The 18,863-nt window shown below is 41.5% G+C and carries 18 protein-coding genes and 1 pseudogene; 13 read left to right on the top strand and 6 right to left on the bottom strand.

The window, feature by feature from the left end:
• Positions 1-23 precede the first annotated feature (23 nt).
• The gene (gene glpK, locus SPD53_RS17570) at positions 24-1,517 is read left to right on the top strand and encodes a glycerol kinase GlpK (RefSeq protein WP_156856179.1); all 1,494 of its coding nucleotides are present in this window, start codon (positions 24-26) and stop codon (positions 1,515-1,517) included.
• Between the two features lie 314 nt (positions 1,518-1,831).
• Entirely contained in the window at positions 1,832-3,493 is a 1,662-nt protein-coding gene (locus SPD53_RS17575) for a glycerol-3-phosphate dehydrogenase/oxidase (RefSeq protein ID WP_188855891.1), read from the top strand.
• Between the two features lie 147 nt (positions 3,494-3,640).
• Here SPD53_RS17575 and SPD53_RS17580 read toward each other — a convergent pair whose 3' ends face one another.
• Both SPD53_RS17580 and SPD53_RS17585 read right to left on the bottom strand, forming a co-directional pair.
• Positions 3,641-4,987, bottom strand: coding sequence for a cyclic 2,3-diphosphoglycerate synthase (locus SPD53_RS17580; protein WP_156856181.1), 1,347 nt, complete (start codon positions 4,985-4,987; stop codon positions 3,641-3,643).
• Between the two features lie 139 nt (positions 4,988-5,126).
• A complete protein-coding gene (locus tag SPD53_RS17585; RefSeq protein ID WP_336253337.1) occupies positions 5,127-5,900 on the bottom strand; it encodes an ABC transporter substrate-binding protein in 774 nt (257 codons plus the stop codon).
• Between the two features lie 278 nt (positions 5,901-6,178).
• Here SPD53_RS17585 and SPD53_RS17590 point away from each other — a divergent pair, with 278 nt between their 5' ends.
• The 5 genes from SPD53_RS17590 (at position 6,179) to SPD53_RS17610 (ending at position 10,338) form a co-directional block, all read left to right on the top strand.
• On the top strand, positions 6,179-7,342 hold the full coding sequence (locus SPD53_RS17590; protein WP_336253338.1) for a betaine/proline/choline family ABC transporter ATP-binding protein: 1,164 nt from the start codon (positions 6,179-6,181) through the stop codon (positions 7,340-7,342).
• Between the two features lie 13 nt (positions 7,343-7,355).
• Positions 7,356-8,003, top strand: a complete 648-nt coding sequence (locus tag SPD53_RS17595; protein WP_336253339.1) for an ABC transporter permease — start codon at positions 7,356-7,358, stop codon at positions 8,001-8,003.
• 41 nt (positions 8,004-8,044) lie between these two features.
• Positions 8,045-8,935, top strand: coding sequence for an osmoprotectant ABC transporter substrate-binding protein (locus SPD53_RS17600; protein ID WP_336253346.1), 891 nt, complete (start codon positions 8,045-8,047; stop codon positions 8,933-8,935).
• 1 nt (position 8,936) lies between these two features.
• Positions 8,937-9,599: an ABC transporter permease gene (locus SPD53_RS17605; protein ID WP_156856185.1), complete on the top strand. Its 663-nt coding sequence runs from the start codon at positions 8,937-8,939 to the stop codon at positions 9,597-9,599.
• A gap of 160 nt (positions 9,600-9,759) precedes the next feature.
• Positions 9,760-10,338 carry a GbsR/MarR family transcriptional regulator gene (locus SPD53_RS17610; protein WP_336253340.1) on the top strand — a complete coding sequence of 193 codons (579 nt, stop codon included), beginning with the start codon at positions 9,760-9,762 and terminating at the stop codon, positions 10,336-10,338.
• Positions 10,339-10,404: 66 nt separating this feature from the next.
• Here SPD53_RS17610 and SPD53_RS17615 read toward each other — a convergent pair whose 3' ends face one another.
• Entirely contained in the window at positions 10,405-11,166 is a 762-nt protein-coding gene (locus SPD53_RS17615; RefSeq protein WP_336253341.1) for a transposase, read from the bottom strand.
• 363 nt (positions 11,167-11,529) lie between these two features.
• Positions 11,530-12,045 carry a DoxX family protein gene (locus SPD53_RS17620; protein ID WP_336253342.1) on the bottom strand — a complete coding sequence of 172 codons (516 nt, stop codon included), beginning with the start codon at positions 12,043-12,045 and terminating at the stop codon, positions 11,530-11,532.
• A gap of 271 nt (positions 12,046-12,316) precedes the next feature.
• On the opposite strand from SPD53_RS17620, the gene SPD53_RS17625 reads away from it, so the two are divergent.
• Positions 12,317-12,550 (top strand): LuxR C-terminal-related transcriptional regulator, encoded by a 234-nt coding sequence (locus tag SPD53_RS17625; protein ID WP_336253343.1) that lies wholly within the window; start codon positions 12,317-12,319, stop codon positions 12,548-12,550.
• Positions 12,551-12,571: 21 nt separating this feature from the next.
• Here the strand turns inward: SPD53_RS17625 and codA are convergent, their stop codons facing one another.
• Positions 12,572-13,840, bottom strand: coding sequence for a cytosine deaminase (gene codA, locus SPD53_RS17630; RefSeq protein WP_336253344.1), 1,269 nt, complete (start codon positions 13,838-13,840; stop codon positions 12,572-12,574).
• Positions 13,830-15,088: pseudogene (gene codB / locus SPD53_RS17635) on the bottom strand (cytosine permease). The gene codA and the pseudogene codB overlap by 11 nt, the downstream one beginning before the upstream one ends.
• A gap of 330 nt (positions 15,089-15,418) precedes the next feature.
• Between codB and SPD53_RS17640 the strand changes: the two are divergent.
• The 5 genes from SPD53_RS17640 to SPD53_RS17655 all read left to right on the top strand — a co-directional run bounded on the left by SPD53_RS17640 (position 15,419) and on the right by SPD53_RS17655 (position 18,760).
• Positions 15,419-15,739, top strand: a complete 321-nt coding sequence (locus SPD53_RS17640; protein WP_188855890.1) for a general stress protein — start codon at positions 15,419-15,421, stop codon at positions 15,737-15,739.
• A gap of 605 nt (positions 15,740-16,344) precedes the next feature.
• On the top strand, positions 16,345-16,971 hold the full coding sequence (locus SPD53_RS17645; protein ID WP_336253345.1) for a fumarylacetoacetate hydrolase family protein: 627 nt from the start codon (positions 16,345-16,347) through the stop codon (positions 16,969-16,971).
• Positions 16,972-17,120: 149 nt separating this feature from the next.
• Complete coding sequence (locus SPD53_RS19935) at positions 17,121-17,357, top strand: FadR/GntR family transcriptional regulator (protein ID WP_268239571.1); 237 nt, start codon at positions 17,121-17,123, stop codon at positions 17,355-17,357.
• A gap of 14 nt (positions 17,358-17,371) precedes the next feature.
• Positions 17,372-17,641 (top strand): (Fe-S)-binding protein, encoded by a 270-nt coding sequence (locus SPD53_RS17650; RefSeq protein WP_188855888.1) that lies wholly within the window; start codon positions 17,372-17,374, stop codon positions 17,639-17,641.
• 306 nt (positions 17,642-17,947) lie between these two features.
• Entirely contained in the window at positions 17,948-18,760 is an 813-nt protein-coding gene (locus SPD53_RS17655) for a hypothetical protein (RefSeq protein ID WP_156856196.1), read from the top strand.
• Positions 18,761-18,863 lie beyond the last annotated feature (103 nt).

Here is an 18,863-nt window from a genome sequence, read left to right on the forward strand (position 1 = left end):
AGCAAAATGGGAGGGGAAAACAGATGAAAAAATTTATTTTATCTATTGATCAAGGAACAACCAGCTCACGGGCTATATTATTTAACGAAAAGGGAGAAGTTGTGGAAGTATCACAACGGGAATTTGAGCAATTTTTCCCGCATCCCGGTTGGGTTGAGCATGATGCCAATGAAATTTGGACATCTGTTTTAGCTTGTATTGCGGATGTGTTAAGAAAGGCTGATATCGGTCCGGAACAAGTGGAAGGCATCGGAATTTCCAACCAAAGGGAAACGACTGTTGTGTGGGATAGAGAAACCGGAAAGCCGATTTATAAAGCGATCGTCTGGCAATCAAGGCAAACGGAAGAAATTGTTCAAACCTTGCGTGAAAAGGGCTATAACGACTTGTTTAAAGAAAAGACTGGCTTGCTGCTCGATCCGTATTTCTCAGGTACAAAGGTAAAATGGATTTTAGATAATGTGGACGGAGCCAGGGAAAAAGCGGAAAACGGTGAACTGCAATTCGGTACGATTGACAGCTGGCTTGTGTATAAATTATCTGGTCATAAAGTCCATGTCACAGACTATTCCAATGCTTCCAGGACCCTGATGTACAATATTTACGATTTAAAATGGGATGACGAGCTACTGGAAATATTAACAATACCAAAGAGCATGCTTCCAGAAGTTAAACAATCCTCTGAAGTATATGCCCATACTATAAGTTACCATTTCTTCGGTGAAGAAGTTCCGATTGCCGGGATTGCAGGTGACCAACAAGCAGCTCTATTTGGTCAAGCGTGTTTTGACAAAGGAATGGTTAAAAATACGTATGGTACAGGCGGATTCTTATTGATGAACACGGGAGAAAAAGGTGTTCAATCGGAAAATGGTTTACTAACGACAATTGCTTGGGGAGTAGACGGAAAGGTTGAATATGCTCTTGAAGGTAGCGTCTTTGTGTCAGGATCTGCTATTCAATGGCTTCGTGATGGATTGGGATTATTGGAAAGCGCCCCAGAAAGTGAGAATTTGGCTAAGAATGTAGTATCTACGGACGGTGTGTATGTTGTTCCTGCATTCGTTGGCTTAGGTACACCATATTGGGATAGTGAAGCGCGGGGAGCGGTGTTCGGGTTGACACGCGGTACGACAAAAGAACACCTTGTTAGAGCTACACTGGAATCGATTGCCTATCAGTCAAAAGACGTTGTAGATATAATGGCTGCTGACTCTGGTATTGGAGTGAAATCATTACGTGTCGACGGTGGAGCGGTTAAAAATAACTTCCTTATGCAGTTCCAGAGTGATCTATTGAATGTTCAAGTAGACAGGCCTATGATTAACGAGACAACCGCTTTAGGAGCAGCGTATTTGGCTGGTTTAGCAATTGGTTACTGGAAGGACAAAGAAGAAATAGCAAAACAATGGCAAATTGAACGCAGCTTTACGCCTGATTTTGCAGACGAAAAACGCCAGGAGCTTTATAATGGTTGGAAGAAAGCTGTGGAAGCAACGAGAGTATTCAAGATTTAAGCTTGCTTCAGGAAAATTTACGATTATTATCACCATCCTGAATAAATTCCTGTTACGGAGGCAAAGTACTTTACCAGGAAACAGAATAGGTGCTATACTTTAAAATAAGTTAATACATTGGACGGAGATTCTCGAGAGACCATATAGCCTCTATACTTATAGAGTGTTTTGTGGTCTCTTTTTATTTATGCGAAAAACGGGGAATCATTATGAATGGGGCAATCATTTGATTACGAAATAGCTTCTTAACATAAATCCGTCTCAGGTTGTAGATTGCCAATATATAGTAATAATTAATAAAGGAGCGGATTCACATGTTTTCAAGTTTATATCGCGAAGAAATAAAAACGAACATGCTGGAAAATCTTGATCTACTTGTAATAGGCGGCGGGATCACAGGAGCTGGGATTGCTCTAGATGCGGCAACGAGAGGTATGAAGGTCGCCGTATTAGAAATGCAGGATTTTTCAGCAGGTACTTCCAGTCGCTCAACGAAGCTAATCCATGGTGGACTGCGATATTTGAAGCAGTTTGAAATTGGCGTGGTTACTGAAACCGGTAGGGAGCGGGCAATTGTTTATGAAAATGGTCCCCATGTGACCACGCCGGAGTGGATGATGCTGCCGTTTTATAAAGGAGGTACGTTTGGACCGTTCACAACGAATATTGGCTTGCGAGTCTATGACACTCTTGCCGGAGTGGAAAAAGATGAAAGAAGAAAGATGTTTAAACCGGAAGAGGCGTTAAGACGTGAACCATTGTTAAATGCAACAGGTCTAAAAGGAGCTGGTTATTATGTGGAGTATAAGACAGATGACGCTCGTTTAACAATTGAGGTGATGAAAAAGGCTGTAGAAAAGGGTGCGCATGCTTTAAATTATATGAAAATCACTAACTTAATTTATGAAAATAATAAAGTAATTGGTGTTGAAGCCGAGGATCAAATAGATGGAACAACCCAAAAATATTATGCAAAAAAGGTTGTAAATGCTGCTGGTCCATGGGTAGATACGTTACGTGAATTAGACAACTCGAAAAAAGGAAAACACTTGAGATTGACGAAAGGGATTCACCTCGTATTTGACGGTGAACGATTCCCGTTAAAACAGGCAATTTATTTTGATACTCCAGATGGAAGAATGGTATTCGCTATTCCGCGAGAGGGTAAAACATATGTAGGTACGACAGATACCGTATACGAAGGCGATATTGCTAATCCGAAAATGACCATCGCAGACCGGGATTATGTGTTAAAGGCAATTGATTATATGTTCCCTCAAGTCGGTATTAAACCAGAAGATGTGGAGTCGAGTTGGGCCGGCTTACGTCCGCTTATCCATGAAGAGGGGAAGGACCCATCAGAGGTTTCCCGAAAAGATGAAATTTTTGTCTCTGATTCAGGCTTTATTTCTATAGCTGGCGGTAAGCTAACCGGCTACCGTAAAATGGCAGAAAGCATTGTAGATTTAGTCGGAAAACAATTAGCTGAAGAAGAAGGCCGGACATTTCCTAGTACACAAACGAAAGAATTACGTATCTCTGGAGGCTCTGTAGGAGGGTCAGCAGGTTTCCCTGATTTTATAAAAGAAAAGGTAGAGCTCGGATTAAAGATTGGCTTAAAAGAAGAGGTAACGAAAAAGCTTGTGCAAAGGTACGGCTCCAATATAGAAATTTTATACGATATTTATCAGCGTGAATCCCAAGCACAAGATGAAACGATAGATCCGGTAGTACTCACGATGCTGCGTTATGCCATTGATTATGAATCAACCTATAAACCAACAGACTTTTTTATAAGACGTACAGGGGCATTATTTTTCAATATTTCATGGGTGCACGAACATAAAAATGAAGTGGTTCAATATATGGCAAAAGCTCTCGACTGGACTAACGAACAGAAACTAGAATATGAAAAAGAATTGGAACAAGCCCTACATGACGCAACCCACCCACTAGAGCAAGATCATGATAATTGAATTGGGACAGGGGGTCAGAGCATCTGTCCCACAAAAGGCGGGACATTGGGGGCGGAGGCATTGTCCCGCAAAAGTTGGGACATTGGGGTCAGAGGCATTGTCCCGAAAAAAATCGGGACAACGGCTCTGACCCCGTGTCCCGATTTGTTAAGCTAATTGCAGTTGATGTTTTTTGATAAAGTTTTCGAGGATGTTGTCTAAGTTTGGTCCTTCCACTTCGTCTAAGTCATAGAAGACTCGGGTGGTCGGTTTGTTGATGTTGATAACGCGAGTCAAATCGATTGGCGTTCCGATAATAACTGCATCACAATCTGTATTATTAATTGTTTCTTCTAAATCCTTCAGCTGTTTTTCACCATATCCCATCGCGGGAAGTACATTTTCCAGATGTGGATAAGCTGCAAATGTTTCTTTTAATGTTCCTACTAAATATGGGGTAGGATCAATTACTTCGGTTGCCCCGTTACGCTCTACTGCAACTGTACCCGCGCCAATCTTCATTTCCCCATGGGTAAGTGTCGGTCCGTCTTCCACAACTAAAACGCGTTTTCCTTTAATGAGCTCCGGTTTATCCACAGAAATAGTAGATTCCGCTTTGATAATCTCACTAACAGGACTTGCTGCTTTGATATTGTTTTCCACAATGTCAATTGCTTCTTGCGGTGCACTGTCTACTTTGTTGATAATCGCGACATCCGTAGTTCTTAAACAAACCTCACCAGGATAATATTTTAGCTCGTGACCTGGACGATGCGGGTCAAGAACAGTAATCGCTAGATCTGGCTCGTAGAAGGAAAAGTCATTATTTCCACCGTCCCAAAGAATCACATCACAGCCATCGGGGTCATTTTCTGCAGCCTCTAAAATATCTGCATAATCCACTCCAGCATAGACAATATTTCCTCTTGTTACGTGTGGCTCGTATTCTTCCATTTCCTCAATGGTACAGTCATGCTTTTTTAAGTCATCAACAGTTGCGAAACGCTGTACTCGCTGTGCGGTTAGGTCACCGTAAGGCATCGGGTGACGAACAGCAACAACTTTCAAGCCTTTCTTTAGCAGGGATTCGATGATTTTACGAGAAGTTTGACTTTTCCCTGTCCCCGTACGTACTGCCGTCACGGAAATGACCGGCTTCTTACTTTTCAGCATTGTGCTGTTCGGGCCAAGCAATTTAAAGTCGGCGCCAGCAGCGTTCACAACCGCGCTGATTCCCATGACATCTTCATAGCTTAAATCACTGAAGGCAAAAACGCATTCATCGACTTCAAGTTCCTTAATTAATTTCGGTAATTCATCTTGGGAATAAATCGGAATTCCCTCCGGATATAGCTTACCCGCAAGCTCCCACGGATATTTTCGTCCATCAATATCAGGAATTTGCGCTGCAGTAAATGCAACTACTTTATATGAATCATTATTACGATAATACGTATTGAAATTATGAAAGTCTCTTCCAGCAGCACCAATTATAATTACATTTTTAGTTTCCATAGCATTCGCTCCTATATGTCTAAAGAATTGATTATAATTATACTCGTCAATGTATATTTATGCAATAGGTTAAATAAAAAAAGTGGATTAATCAGAAAAAAGTTTGATTAATCCGCTATTTAAGCTATAAAGGAATCTATCATTCTTCTCTGATAGTCTTGAAATACGCTGCAGCTTCGACCATTTTCGCACCATACCAGAACATCTCCCCATCTACAATTCTTACTTTCGTATGAGGAAGCATCTCGTGGAATACGTCAAGATGTTTTTCTCGGAAAGGAAAAGGCTCCGTCGCTAGAAAAAGTTCATCGAGTTCCGCTTGCTTGAAATCTTCTTCTGTCACCATTGGATAGCGTCCTTCTACTTCTGTAAAAGGGTTAATAAACCCCATTTCTTCAAGCAGTGAATTGATATACGTATCTTTCCCTACAACCATATACGGCCTCTGCCAAATAACATAGGCTACTCGCTTATTCCCACCATGGGGAAGAGTTTGAAATGCAGTTTTGATTTGGTGCACGAGTTTACTTCCGGCCTCTTCTTTTTCTGTTAGACGGCCGATATCTTCAATCATCGGGAAGACATCTTTGAAATGTTGTACTTCAAAGACGAAAACGGGATAGTGTTTTTCTAACGTCTCCACGATTTCCTTCGTATTTTCTTCTTTTTCGGCAATAATAAGATCTGGTTTCAATTCATGAATACGATCCAGTTTTATATCTTTCGTGCCGCCAATATTAATGACATTCTGTACTTTAACTTCCGGAAACTTGCAAAATCTCGTCCGCCCTACGATTTCCTTATCCAATCCTAAATGATACATCGTCTCCGTTATCGCAGGAACAAGGGAAATAATCCGCTCTGGTCTACCGTCAATCGGAACTAGCCGACCAAGATGATCACGAACACCCACAAATAAAACCTCCTTCACGGATGGGACAGGGGGTCAGAGCAAAGTGTCCCACTGGGACATTTGCTCTGACCCCACTGTCCCCCGCTTTCCATAACATTATACTAGATTTACGGCGATTTATGGAGGAATTGTACGAAAAGTGCGGTTATAAAGTTTATAAAGTAAATATTGTATGAATTAATCATACTGTATGACGTTTAAATCGGTTTTAGTTATTTATTTAGTTTCGATATAATGAAGTAGTCGATTCATTCTGAAAAATTTGGAGGTGTTTCGTTTTGTTAGAATTTAAAAATGTAACAAAACGCTACAGTAATTATGGAAAGCCTGCTGTAAATAATTTGAATTTAAAAGTAGATAAAGGAGAATTTGTCTGTTTTATTGGACCAAGTGGTTGCGGGAAAACGACAACGATGAAGATGATCAACCGGCTCATCGATATTACAGACGGAAGTATTTTACTGAATGACAAAGACATCACGAAACAGAACCCCGTTGAGCTCCGTCGTTCCATTGGCTATGTCATTCAGCAAGTCGGTCTCATGCCACATATGACGATTAAAGAAAATATCGTCCTTGTTGGAACGCTTCTCAAGTGGTCGAAGGAGAAGAAAGATGCCCGGGCTCGCGAACTGATTAAGTTAGTTGATCTGCCGGAAGATTATCTTGATAAATATCCGCATGAGCTAAGTGGCGGACAACAACAGCGAATCGGTGTCCTACGCGCATTAGCGGCGAACCCACCCTTAATATTGATGGATGAGCCATTTGGTGCACTCGACCCGATTACAAGGGATTCCTTACAGGATGAATTTAAAAAACTGCAACGTGAATTAGATAAAACAATCGTATTTGTCACCCATGATATGGATGAAGCAATAAAGCTCGCTGATCGCATCGTAATTATGCGTGACGGGGAAATTGTCCAGGCAGATACGCCTGAAGAAATTTTAAGAAATCCAGCAAATGATTTTGTAGAGGAATTCCTTGGAAAAGAACGTCTCATACAAGGTCGCCCGGATGTTGTGACAGTTGGACAAATAACAGGAGGCTCGCCGATTACAATTGAACCTCAAGCTACATTGAAAAACGCACTTGCTACAATGAGGGATAAAAAAGTAGACTCTTTGCTCGTTGTAGATTCTAACCATGTTTTACAAGGGTTTATTGATATTGAAATGGTGAATTTGAATTATAGAAAAGCGACAACAGTGGAGAAAGTAATGGAAACGGAACTTTTCACTGTAACGGAAGATAGCTTACTTCGTGATACGGTTCACAAAATTTTACGCCGTGGAATGAAATATGTTCCAGTCGTTGATAACGATAATCGTTTAACAGGGATCGTCACAAGAGCAGCCCTTGCCAATCTACTTTACGATACGATTTGGGGCAATGGAATGGAACTGGAAGATTCTGAACCTGAAATTCAAGCAAAATAGGAGGTGTATATAAATGATGGAGTTTTTTTCAACCCATGGAAGTGAATTGCTATTTAAAACGTGGGAACATCTCTATATTTCTCTCGCAGCAATTGTACTAGGAGTTATCGTAGCTGTACCGCTCGGAATTTTACTATCCAGGGTTCCAAAGTTTGCTGATCGCTTTATTTCTTTCATTGGGGTGCTACAAACAATTCCAAGCTTGGCTATACTTGCCTTTTTTATTCCCTTTTTGGGAGTTGGAAAATTGCCGGCAATCGTCGCATTATTTTTCTATTCCTTGCTGCCGATTTTACGGAATACGTATGTCGGCGTCCAGGGAGTCGATCAGTCCGTTGTTGAAGCAGGGAAAGGTATGGGAATGAGCACATGGCAGTCTATTTTAAAAATGGAATTTCCTCTTGCTTTACCGGTGATTATGGCAGGAATACGTTTGTCCACCGTTTATCTCATCGGTTGGGCAACCTTAGCTGCATTTATCGGCGGGGGAGGGCTTGGTGACTTTATTTTCGATGGCCTAAACCTTTATCGTCCGGATTTAATTTTAGCTGGAACCATTCCGGCAACGATTCTTGCTGTCGTTGCTGATCGGTCCCTTGCTGGTCTAGAAACTAGAATGATGCCAAAAGGATTAAGAGAATCATATAAAGCAGCAGGATAATTTTGGAGGTGGATTACTTGAGAAAAGGAATTATAGGACTCATGTTACTTCTGACGCTAACTGGCTGCTCCTTACCAGGACTTACTGGTTCGGCCGCTAATACGATTAAAATCGGGGCAATAGCAACGTCAGAATCTCATATATTAGCAGAAATGTTGTCGCTTATGATAGAAAGAGAGACTGGTGCAAATACAGAACTCGTGACACATCTTGGTTCTTCCATCGTTCAGCATCAAGGAATGGTGCGAGGTGATCTGGATATCACGGCTTCAAGATACACAGGGACGGATTTATCCGGGGCACTCGGTATGGAACCTGTGAGAGATCCCGATGCGGCATTGGAAATTGTGGAACGGGAATTTGAAGGGCGATTCAACCAACTATGGGGGCCAACCTATGGTTTTGAAAACACGTATGCAATTGCGATTACCTCTGAATTTGCCGAAGAAAATAATATCGAAACCGTTTCCGATTTGGAACCTTTTGCAGATGATTTGCGCTTTGGCGTGGATAACTCATGGGTCAACCGGAAAGGGGACGGGTATGATGGATTTCAAGAAATGTATTTTTCCTTTGGAGAAGTATATCCGATGAACATTGGGCTCGTTTATCAAGCCGCGGCATCAGGTAGTATGGATGTTGTGCTTGCCTATTCTTCAGATGGTAGAATTAAAGAATTTGATTTAAAAGTGCTTGAAGACGACCGCCGCTTTTTCCCGCCATACGATGCGTCACCTGTCGTTGCGAATGAAACGTTAGAGCAATATCCAGAAATGGTTCACATACTTGAACGGTTGCACGGGCAAATTTCTACAGAACAGATGCAGGAATTGAATTATCAGGCAGATGTTTTGCTGATTAATCCTCGGCAAGTAGCGAAGGATTTCCTCGAGGAAAACAATTATTTTGAAGACGTAAAGGGGGAAGAGTGAGATGGAAATACTGCAAGAGTTCTTCACCTATGTCAGTATGAATGCAGGTTATATTTGGGTTGAATTTTACAGACATTTCTTGATGGCCGCTTATGGTGTATTATTTGCAGCTATTATCGCAATTCCGCTCGGTATCCTTATTGCTAAATACGGTAAATTGAGTGGATGGGTATTGTCCCTCGGAAGTATTATTCAGACGATTCCCGCGTTAGGTGCTATGGCGATTATTATGATGGTCTTTGGACTCGGTGTAAATACGGCGGTATTCACCTTGGCGCTTTATTCCATCTTGCCGATTACGCAAAATACGTATGTTGGCATGAAAGGTGTAGATGAAAATGTTGTGGAGGCGGCTTATGCATCTGGCATGACGCGCTTTCAAGTACTGCGAATGGTAGAGTTGCCGTTAGCGATCAGTGTTATAATGGCTGGGCTTCGGACTGCTATTGTCATTGGCATCGGGATTGCGGCGATTGGTGCGTTCGTCGGTGCAGGCGGTCTTGGCGCTATTATTATTACTGGCACGAATGCAACGGACGGGACAGCAATTATTTTAGCTGGGGCAATCCCTACAGCCTTTATGGCAATTATTGCAGACTTGGCGATGGGCTGGATTGAACGGAAACTTCACCCGGTGAAACCGTCCAAGCCGCAAGCCTCCTAGAATGGGACATGGGGTCAGAGCATTTGTCCCAATCATTGGGTACTTTTCTTGGAATTTCGATTGAAAATACTTTTTAATCCGCCTTAAACATATTATAGTAATAACAGCAAAGAGTTTACGTACTACTATAGTTTGGCTAGCGACTGAAGGAAGGAGAACGATGACAATTCATAGAGAGAATATTAATGAGATACGAACACAATTTATTGATCGAATTTCCGATATCATGAGCACATTCGGGGTCTCTGCGACTGTCGGACGTATACTGGGGATTATTTATTTGAATCGTGAGCCGATGACACTCGATGAGTTATCCGCCGAAACTGGAATGAGTAAAACACGGATGAGTCAAGTGGTTCGCGAAATGCTTGATATGGATATGCTTGTCCGGGTTTTCAAAAAAGGTGTGCGGAAAGATTTATATCAACTTGAAAAAGATCATTACGAAACCTTTATTACCTTATTCAATTCCTCTTGGCAAAAAGCGATTATGCGCAACAGAAGCTTTGAGCCAAGGCTTAAAAATAGATTAAAACAAATAAAGGAATCCCCGGAATTATCGATAGAGGAAGAAAAGCAGGTTGACGACCTACTTGAAGAGTTACAGGAGTGGATGGATTACCACGATTGGATTCGCAGAGTTGCCGAGTTCTTTGAAAGTGGTGAAATCTTCAACCACGTTCCAATAAATCGCACCAATGAAACGAAACATCAGGACATTCCACTTCTTGATGATTAGGAGAGGGACATTGGGGTCAGAGCGCTTGTCCCAGTGGGACATTTACTCTGACCCCAATGTCCCATTTTATTTCACACGAGCGATGACACTTTTTGGGATTCCGGTAATGCGTGAGAGTTGTCGAATGGTGATACCTTTTAGTGCTTTTAATTCACGAATGACTGCATCTCTTTCACTTTTCCCCATTTTTTGCAGGTGGCTTATGTTGCTTATACCTATCTCCGTTAGAAAATTCATAACTTCTGCATCCTCAAGAACTTTTTTGCCTGTATTATTCATAAACTCATCTTCATGTTGAAGCAGCATAAATTCGATAAATAATCGAATTGCCTTCTCCCTGTCTAAAGCGAATAATTGAACGGCAACTTCGGTATCCACAAGTGAAGGTTTGCCTAAATATTCTTGCATGCTTGTCCATTTAGATGTTATGGCGTCACTAGCAAGTCCCGCCTGAACGGGGTTTTGGTGAATATAACGAAGTACTTTTAAAAAAGAGCGGACAGACTCTATTGTTTCACTTCTAAATCTTCCTTGAAACAAGTGACCTGTTCGATCGTATTTCCGATTGTACCAAAGAACATAGCTTGAACTTAGGCGCTGAATCGCTTTAGAAATTGATTCTTCTCTTTCTTCAATCAACAGGTGGACATGGTTATCCATTAAACAATAACCATAGAGTAAAAGACCACTTTTCTTTTTAACATATGCCAATGTCTGCATAAATCTGTATCTGTCATTCTTATCCTCGAAAATTGATTGCTTATTAATCCCACGCAGCATGACATGATAAATCCCACTTAAACTTTTTTTACGCGGCTTTCTCGCCACAAAAATATCCTCCCTTCCTGGTTTATTTAAAAAAGATATGCTTTTCTGAAAAAAGATGAGATGTTGAAAGAATTAATGATAGGGTATATAGGAGAAAAGACGGGGAAAGGATGCTAGCATTTATCATAGACGGTTCGAAAAGAAGAAGCAAATAGAGGATTTACAGTAAAGGGGGAGCTATTTCTGGAAAATAGAGGGGGAAAAGGGAATTATCATCGTAATGTAAGAGATCAAAAGTATCATTTACCTCAGATAAACCAACTGAAAACGTAAATCGCCAAACTTTTAATAATATATTAATCGGGACAAATACACTGACCCCATGTCCCAATCGGGACACAGGGTCAGTGTATTTGTCCCAGTTTATGCTGGGAAGTTAACTGTTTTATCTGTTGGTTTTGTTTTTGCTTTTTTATTGAAGCGTGCTTTGATATATGGAGCAATAAAACGGTCGACACCGTAGTAATAACTTGCTGCACCTGTGAATAAAAGCACAATCGCAAGCGTGTAAAGCATAGGGTTTGTACTCAATGTTCCTGCAAGTAAGAAATTAAGGTTCATGAATGCACCAGCGATTAAAGCAGGAATAGTAGCTGCACCAAGTATTAAACCGATACCTACCAAGAGTTCTCCCCACGGGATCAAGATATTTATTAAACCGACATTCGGAATAGCAAAGCCTTCGACAAATGTTGCGTACCATGCTTGTACTGTAGGGGCTTCGCCTGTTGCATTGGCAAGTACACCTTGCAGAAACCCGCCGGCATCAAATCCGCCAACTACTTTACCCCAACCCGCAGTCAACCATTGTACACCTAACCAAACCCGCAATACTGTCCAAACAACCGCCATCTGAGGTCCTTTAATAAAGTTTTTCATTTGTTTATCTCCTCACATATTATATTGTGAAATATTTCACTATCTCTTACAATTTAAATATACTGTATTCAACGTGAAAATGCAATATACTTCACCGCATTGTAACAATTTAAAAATGGGGACAGGGGGTCAGAGCAACTGTCCCAGAATCTCTGGGACAAGTGCTCTGACCCCCTGTCCCTTTCCCGTTTAGAAATTGTTTAGTTTGGCTCATTATACTAGGGATTGGATAGGTTTATTTAAAATAGAGGGTGTTTAGAGGGTGTTTAGGATGAAGATTGTTATTATTGATGATTTAATATTCCTAAAGAAAAACAATCAAGAAATTGCTGAAGAACTGGAACTGCCGGCTGAATCTGTTCGCTATAATGTGAGTAAAATCTATAAAACATTGAAACTAAAAAGTCGGGCAGAAACCACTCGTTATCTTAATAAGCTAATAAATAATAGAGGGACATTGGGGTCAGAGCAACTGTCCCCGCTTTTTTTGGGACAAGTGCTCTGACCCCAATGTCCCACCACTTGTCTATCTTGTAAAGGTGATTTCTTTTTTTGTGTTGAGGTTGATATGGGTTTCGCTTGGTTTTGTTTCGGCGATTTTCTTACCGTTTCGGAAGGCGTAGCGGACAATTGTTTGTTTCCGAATCGCCTCATACTCATTTTCTGCCCCTAAAACAATAAAGTTTGCTGGTTTTCCAGCTTCAATTCCGTACCGATCTTCAATATGCAAGGTGCGTGCACTGTTTGCAGTAACCAAATCGATTGAATTAACAATTTCCTCATAGCCCATCAACTGCGCGACATGGATGCCCATATGCAATACTTGCAGCATATTTCCAGTTCCTAAAGGATACCACGGGTCAAAAACATCATCGTGACCGAAGCAAACATTCAAATCCGATTCCAGCAACTCTTTTACCCGTGTGAGTCCCCGCCGTTTCGGATACGTATCAAAACGCCCCTGTAAATGAATGTTAATAAGCGGATTCGATACAAAGTTAATGTCTGCCTTCTTCAATAATCCGAATAATTTATACGTATAAGCATTATTATAAGATCCCATCGCTGTTGTATGGCTTGCAGTCGTTTTTGCACCTAGCCCACGCTTTAACGCCTCCGCAGCAACGACTTCAACAAATCGGGATTGCTCATCATCAATTTCATCACAATGGATATCGATTAGCCGGTCATATTCTTCGGCAAGATCAAATGCGATCTTCAAGGATTCGACGCCATACTCCCGAGTGAATTCAAAATGAGGAATCCCGCCAACAACGTCAGCTCCAAGCTTGAGCGACTCCCGAAGAAGCTCTTCACCGTTTGGATAAGATAGAATTCCCTCTTGCGGAAAAGCTACGACTTGCAGGTCGAGATAATCGCTCATCTCTTCCTTCACAGCAAGCATCGCCTTTAAAGCCGTCAGATCAGGATCTGTCACATCAACATGGGTCCGGACATGCTGAATCCCTTGGGCGATTTGCCATTCGAGCACGGTTTTCGTCCGTTTTTTTACATCTTCTTCCGTCAATGTTTCCTTCCGCTCGGTCCAGCGCTGAATCCCTTCAAACAATGTACCGCTCTTGTTCCACTCAGGCTCTCCAGCTGTCAATGTCGTATCCAAATGAATATGAGGCTCGATAAACGGTGGAAGGACGAGAGCACCCCCGACATCAAGGATTTCCTTATCCTCGGGCAACTCCTTTTCATCTGCGGTAATTTTTTCAAAAACACCATCTTGAATCATGATATGGAATGTACCATCTTGTCCACGTAATGTACAATTTTTAATGATCATTTGTCATAGCAACCCCTTTTACAAAAATTCTTTCAGGTAAAATTTTCGTTAATATAATATATACCATCCCAGTGCCAATCAGGGCATTTAACGGACTGATCCCTGGTGCGAATTGGGCCAAACTAACTCCGGTACCCAAGCAATCATCGCAATCCAGTTCACTTTTTGAAAATGCATTTTCTCAAATTCAGCATATTTCCGCTTGCGTATAAAGAAATAGTCTGCAATTATAATAGCTCCAATGGAAGGAATTGCCGCTCCAAGCACATTGAGAAATCCAACAAAATTACTGTACATCCACATTGCAAAAAGCGTTCCGACGAGTCCATTGATGATGACAAATAATTTCTTCGGCATGTTCGTGATATTAGCAAAGGCTAATCCGGAAGCGTAAAGCGCATTGTCATTCGTTGTCCAAATATTTAAGCCAAGGACAACAATCGCTGGGATAACCAATCCCTGTAGAAAGAGAACTTCGGAAATCTCAGCAAGACCATATGCCGTCGCACCGAAAGCACCGAAAATAAACATGAGTGAGTTACCCAGTAAAAAGGCGATGACCGTTGCCGTTACGGCTTGGCGCGGTGATTTGGAAAAACGGGTAAAGTCCGGTGTGAGTGAACCGGCGCTAATGAAAGATCTAATACAAATCGTAAGCGCAGCTGCCACGGAAATAGATGTTACGGGTTCGTAGGAAATGAGACCTTGCAGACCACCAATTACTTCTGTCGCGTGAAACATGGAATATGTACCAAGTATCGCAATCGCTGGTACTGCAATATATCCAAGTACGACGAGCGATTTCATCCCGTACAATGCGCTCGCTGTCATTGCAAACCCAAACAGGAAAATCAGGGCGTACACATTCCAGCCGAGAATTTTTGCAACAGGAATCGCAAACATGGCAACCCCAACCCCAAACCAGCCGACTTGTGTAAAGCCAAGCAGGAAAGAAGGCAGGTGTGAACCTTTTTCTCCAAAGGCATATTTTGCTAGCAAATGGGTCGATAAACCAGTTTTAGCCGCGATAAAAGCAAGGGAACCAGTGTAAATTCCTAAAATGAAGTTCCCAATCAAAACAATTAGCATAAATTGTGTGAAGGTGAGACCAAGTCCGAGCTCTCCACCTGCGAGCATACTTGCTGAGAAAAATGTCATTCCAAGCATCACAGATAAGATTTTCCAAAAGCTATTACGATTTCCCATTGGGACAGCTTGCCGAGAAAATTCCGGATCAAATTTTTTCATTTTGTATCCTCCTCATTAGCTGGTATCCATTTTCTATACATGAGGAAGTAAAAAAGAGGCTAATCATCAGTATATGCTGACAATTAGCCTCTTTTAAATATAAAGATAGGCATCTACAGTATATCGATTGCAGACGCATCCTCTACTTACCCGCTGTTCTTGTCAGCCTCACAGGACTGAATTAAAGATACCAGTATTTAGTTAGTGTTCATTATAGCAGGGTAATTCGTATTCCGCAAGAAAATGTTTTATTTTCTCTGAAGCGGTTAAACATAGAATGAAAGCAAAAGAGAAGCATAAACTAGTAAACTGCTTAGGAGGTTTTTAATAATGGAAAATGTTTATGTTGTTGAAAATAGTGTGAAGGCAAAAGAGAAGATCGACCAATTAATGCTACAAGGTTATACAAAAGATGAAATTTATGTTATTGCCCACGAGCCAGACCTAACGGACAAGCTATCAGAAAATCTGCATGTGAATCAAGTAGGCATGGAGGAAGAGGGCATCCTGGATAAAATCGCAAATGTCTTCCGTTCCCGTGGTGACGAACTCCGGAATCAATTTGAAAACCTTGGCCTTACAGAAGCAGAGGCAGACAGATATGAAGCAGAACTCGACAAAGGCTATTTGATAGTCGTCGCAAAAAAATAACACAACGTGCGGGACATTGGGGTCAGAGCACTTGTCCCAGATTTCTGGGACAAAAGCTCTGACCCCATGTCCCGCTCAAAGATTTAGCGTTTCGGCAGCTTGGGAAGTAATCGTCCCACAATTTCCTCGCGTCTTCCCTTCCCAATACCGTTACAAAGGTGGATGTTCCGTTTTCAACATCTTATCCGGAAGGTTTTCCACGTATTTCCTCATTACTTTCTGCACCTTACAGATTATCCATTTTCTCCGTTTCATCCATTCAAGTGCAAGGTGTTTGCCTGTATGCTGTTTATTCCATAATTTAAAGTCAGACAGTGGGACATTGGGGTCAGAGCACTTGTCCCAGATGGGACAAATGCTCTGACCCCATGTCCCAAAGGAGAAGATGACAGATTTCAAAAAACGATGTATTCTAGCTTTAAATAATCATCATGGGGATGTGTATGCGACTGTACGAGATAAGGCAGAACTTCAAGGGAGCGAAAGTAACGGACGTAAGAGTATGCCGAGGTAGCTCGAGCAGCAGTAGCGGGTCACTTAACGAAAGCACGTATCAAGTTGAATCATCCCCGTGTTATGTAGCTGAAGGAAGGAGAGGAAAAATCATGGAAATTAAGAACATATTTTGTATCGGACGTAATTATAAAAATCATGCGCTGGAACTAGGAAACGAAGTACCAGATCAACCTTTAGTATTTTCAAAACCGACAAGTGCGCTTGCTTCTGCGGATGGTAGCGTCTTATCTTTTCCAGCTAATCGCGGTGATATCCATCATGAACTGGAAATTGTCCTTTATATCGGGAATGAAGTGGAGTGCGGTTTCACGGTAGAGGAAATCGTTACACAAATGGCGCTAGGTATTGATTTAACACTAAGAGATATTCAATCGAATCTAAAGAAAAAGGGGCATCCATGGTTTGTTGCGAAAGGATTCAGGAATGCAGCAATTGTGACGGGGTTTTGGGACTTTCCTGGTGTGGAACAAATAAAAGATGTGGAATTCTCCTTGGAACGTGACGGGGAGACGGTTCAGCAGGGAAATATCCAATCCGTTATTTTTAGTTTCCAAGCGTTGCTAGAATACATCTATGAAGAAATTGGTTTGTCAAAAGGCGATATCATTTATACTGGTACCCCCGAGGGCGTTGGACCGATTACAGACGGAGAAGAATACACATTAAAATGGGGAAATGAAGTAAAAGGCAGATTTACGGTAAGCAAACGATCATAAGTGTTAGAAAAAGGAAACAGGAATGTCATGTTTCTTTTTTCTAAACCGATTGTGGACTGTCCACCTAGCCACTGGCCAGATTGGAGGTTTTCTATGGAATTTGCACCAATTAAAAAACGAAAAAGAATCTATCAAACGATATACAACAAATCAAAACTTCCATTGCAAACGGACAAATTTCCCCAGGGGAAAATCTTCCATCCGAGCGAGCACTTGCGGAAATGTTCGGCATCTCCCAGACGTCCGTGAAAGAAGCTGTAACCGTTCTGGAATCTTCCGGCATCATTACCGTCCGGCCTGGCGTCGGTATGTTTATCAATGAAGATTCCCGGCAAGATTTATTGTATAAATTAACAGCATCGGGGGCTGTGGCGCACAACTCGTAGAATACGATAAGTTATTGGCGGATGATACAGACTGGGCGGAACGAGCAGAGCAATTTGCTAGAAAGAATGTGGATATTAGTGTCATTTTGAGAGAATTACGCTTACCGTGTACGAAAGAGATTAATAAAGTTATAACCTACCAGCCGTCCCGCCATATGACAAATGTTCAAAAACGGGAGAATAAGCCGCTGGAGTTGCTAGGGATTACTTATCTCGAACTGCCAGACAAAAATATGTGCTGTGGTTCAGCGGGTATTTATAATATCGTAAATTATATTGAATAGTCCGAGTGGGACAATTGGGGTCAGAGCATTTGTCCCACTGGGACAGATGCTCTGACCCCCTGTCCCAAAAAATTAAAAAGCGCGGGATTTGTTGATACATCAATAATCCGCGCTTTTTCAATCGATGTGCCTATGTCATAAGTCCATTGTGATTTGGTTAGAGTTATGGTTGGATAAAAGAGAATGGAAAATGGTGGCACTTTCCCATCCGACTTCGGCTAGGGAACATCCTATTATCGTAGATGTTGCGTGTAGTAGGGTGATATATAGTATAAAAAGTATACTAAAAAGGGAGGAACCAGCAGCATGGACAAAAACAATGGTCAACAGTTAGAAGGGGATTACGAGAAGGGGACAGATGAGAAGTCTACAGCTTCTCCGCAAGAACAAACTATTCATCAGCATGCTTCAACTTGCCAAGAAGAGATCCAACCCACACATCAAGAGAACGTTCAACAACCATCTAATGTAAATGAAAATCAGCAAAAAGAAACAGATTCCAAAGATAAAAAAGTAAATTTCAATTTTGATAGGAGTCTGAATGAATCAAAAGGGATATTAAAAGATGCGATTATCAAACCGCATTCGGTCATTAACTCCAACCGTTCAATTAGTTTAGAAACAAGTGTCATTATATTCGTTCTTTTATCTTTTATCCTTGGAGTGTTCGCATATTTCTCTGTGAAAAACCTTATGGACAATATGTTTGGTGGTTTAGGAAGCTTTTTTGGCAGTTCGATAGGGATTGAGTTTCTTTTCAAGACGATGTTTGGTTGGCTCGTCACGTTTGCGGTTGGCTATTTTACTTTATATTACATGCTATCCTATTTTGGAAACCGAAAAATGGAACATAAATTATTGCTGACGAAATACGTTACAGTAAACATCCCGTTTGTGCTCGTATTTTGTATCGTTTTCGTACTTTTTGGTTTACTTGCTATTGAATACTTTATGATTATGTATGTGTTTGGTCTGATGCTTTTTGGTATGATTCATATTTATCTATTCTTGGTTAATGTGAAGAAACCGAAGTTTGACATGTTCTGGCTCAGCGCAGGCTACCTGCTAGTACTGCTCGTCGCCACGTACCTACTAACTGGAATAGATTTCGGATTTTAATCGGGACATTGGGGTCAGAGCATCTGTCCCAGTGGGACAGATGCTCTGACCCCAATGTCCCTCCCAATGTCCCTCCCAATGTCCCTCCCGCCAATTAAAAAGG

The sequence above is a fragment of the Oceanobacillus sp. MO10714A genome (assembly GCF_037072045.1).
Lineage (GTDB): Bacteria > Bacillota > Bacilli > Bacillales > Amphibacillaceae > Oceanobacillus > Oceanobacillus indicireducens.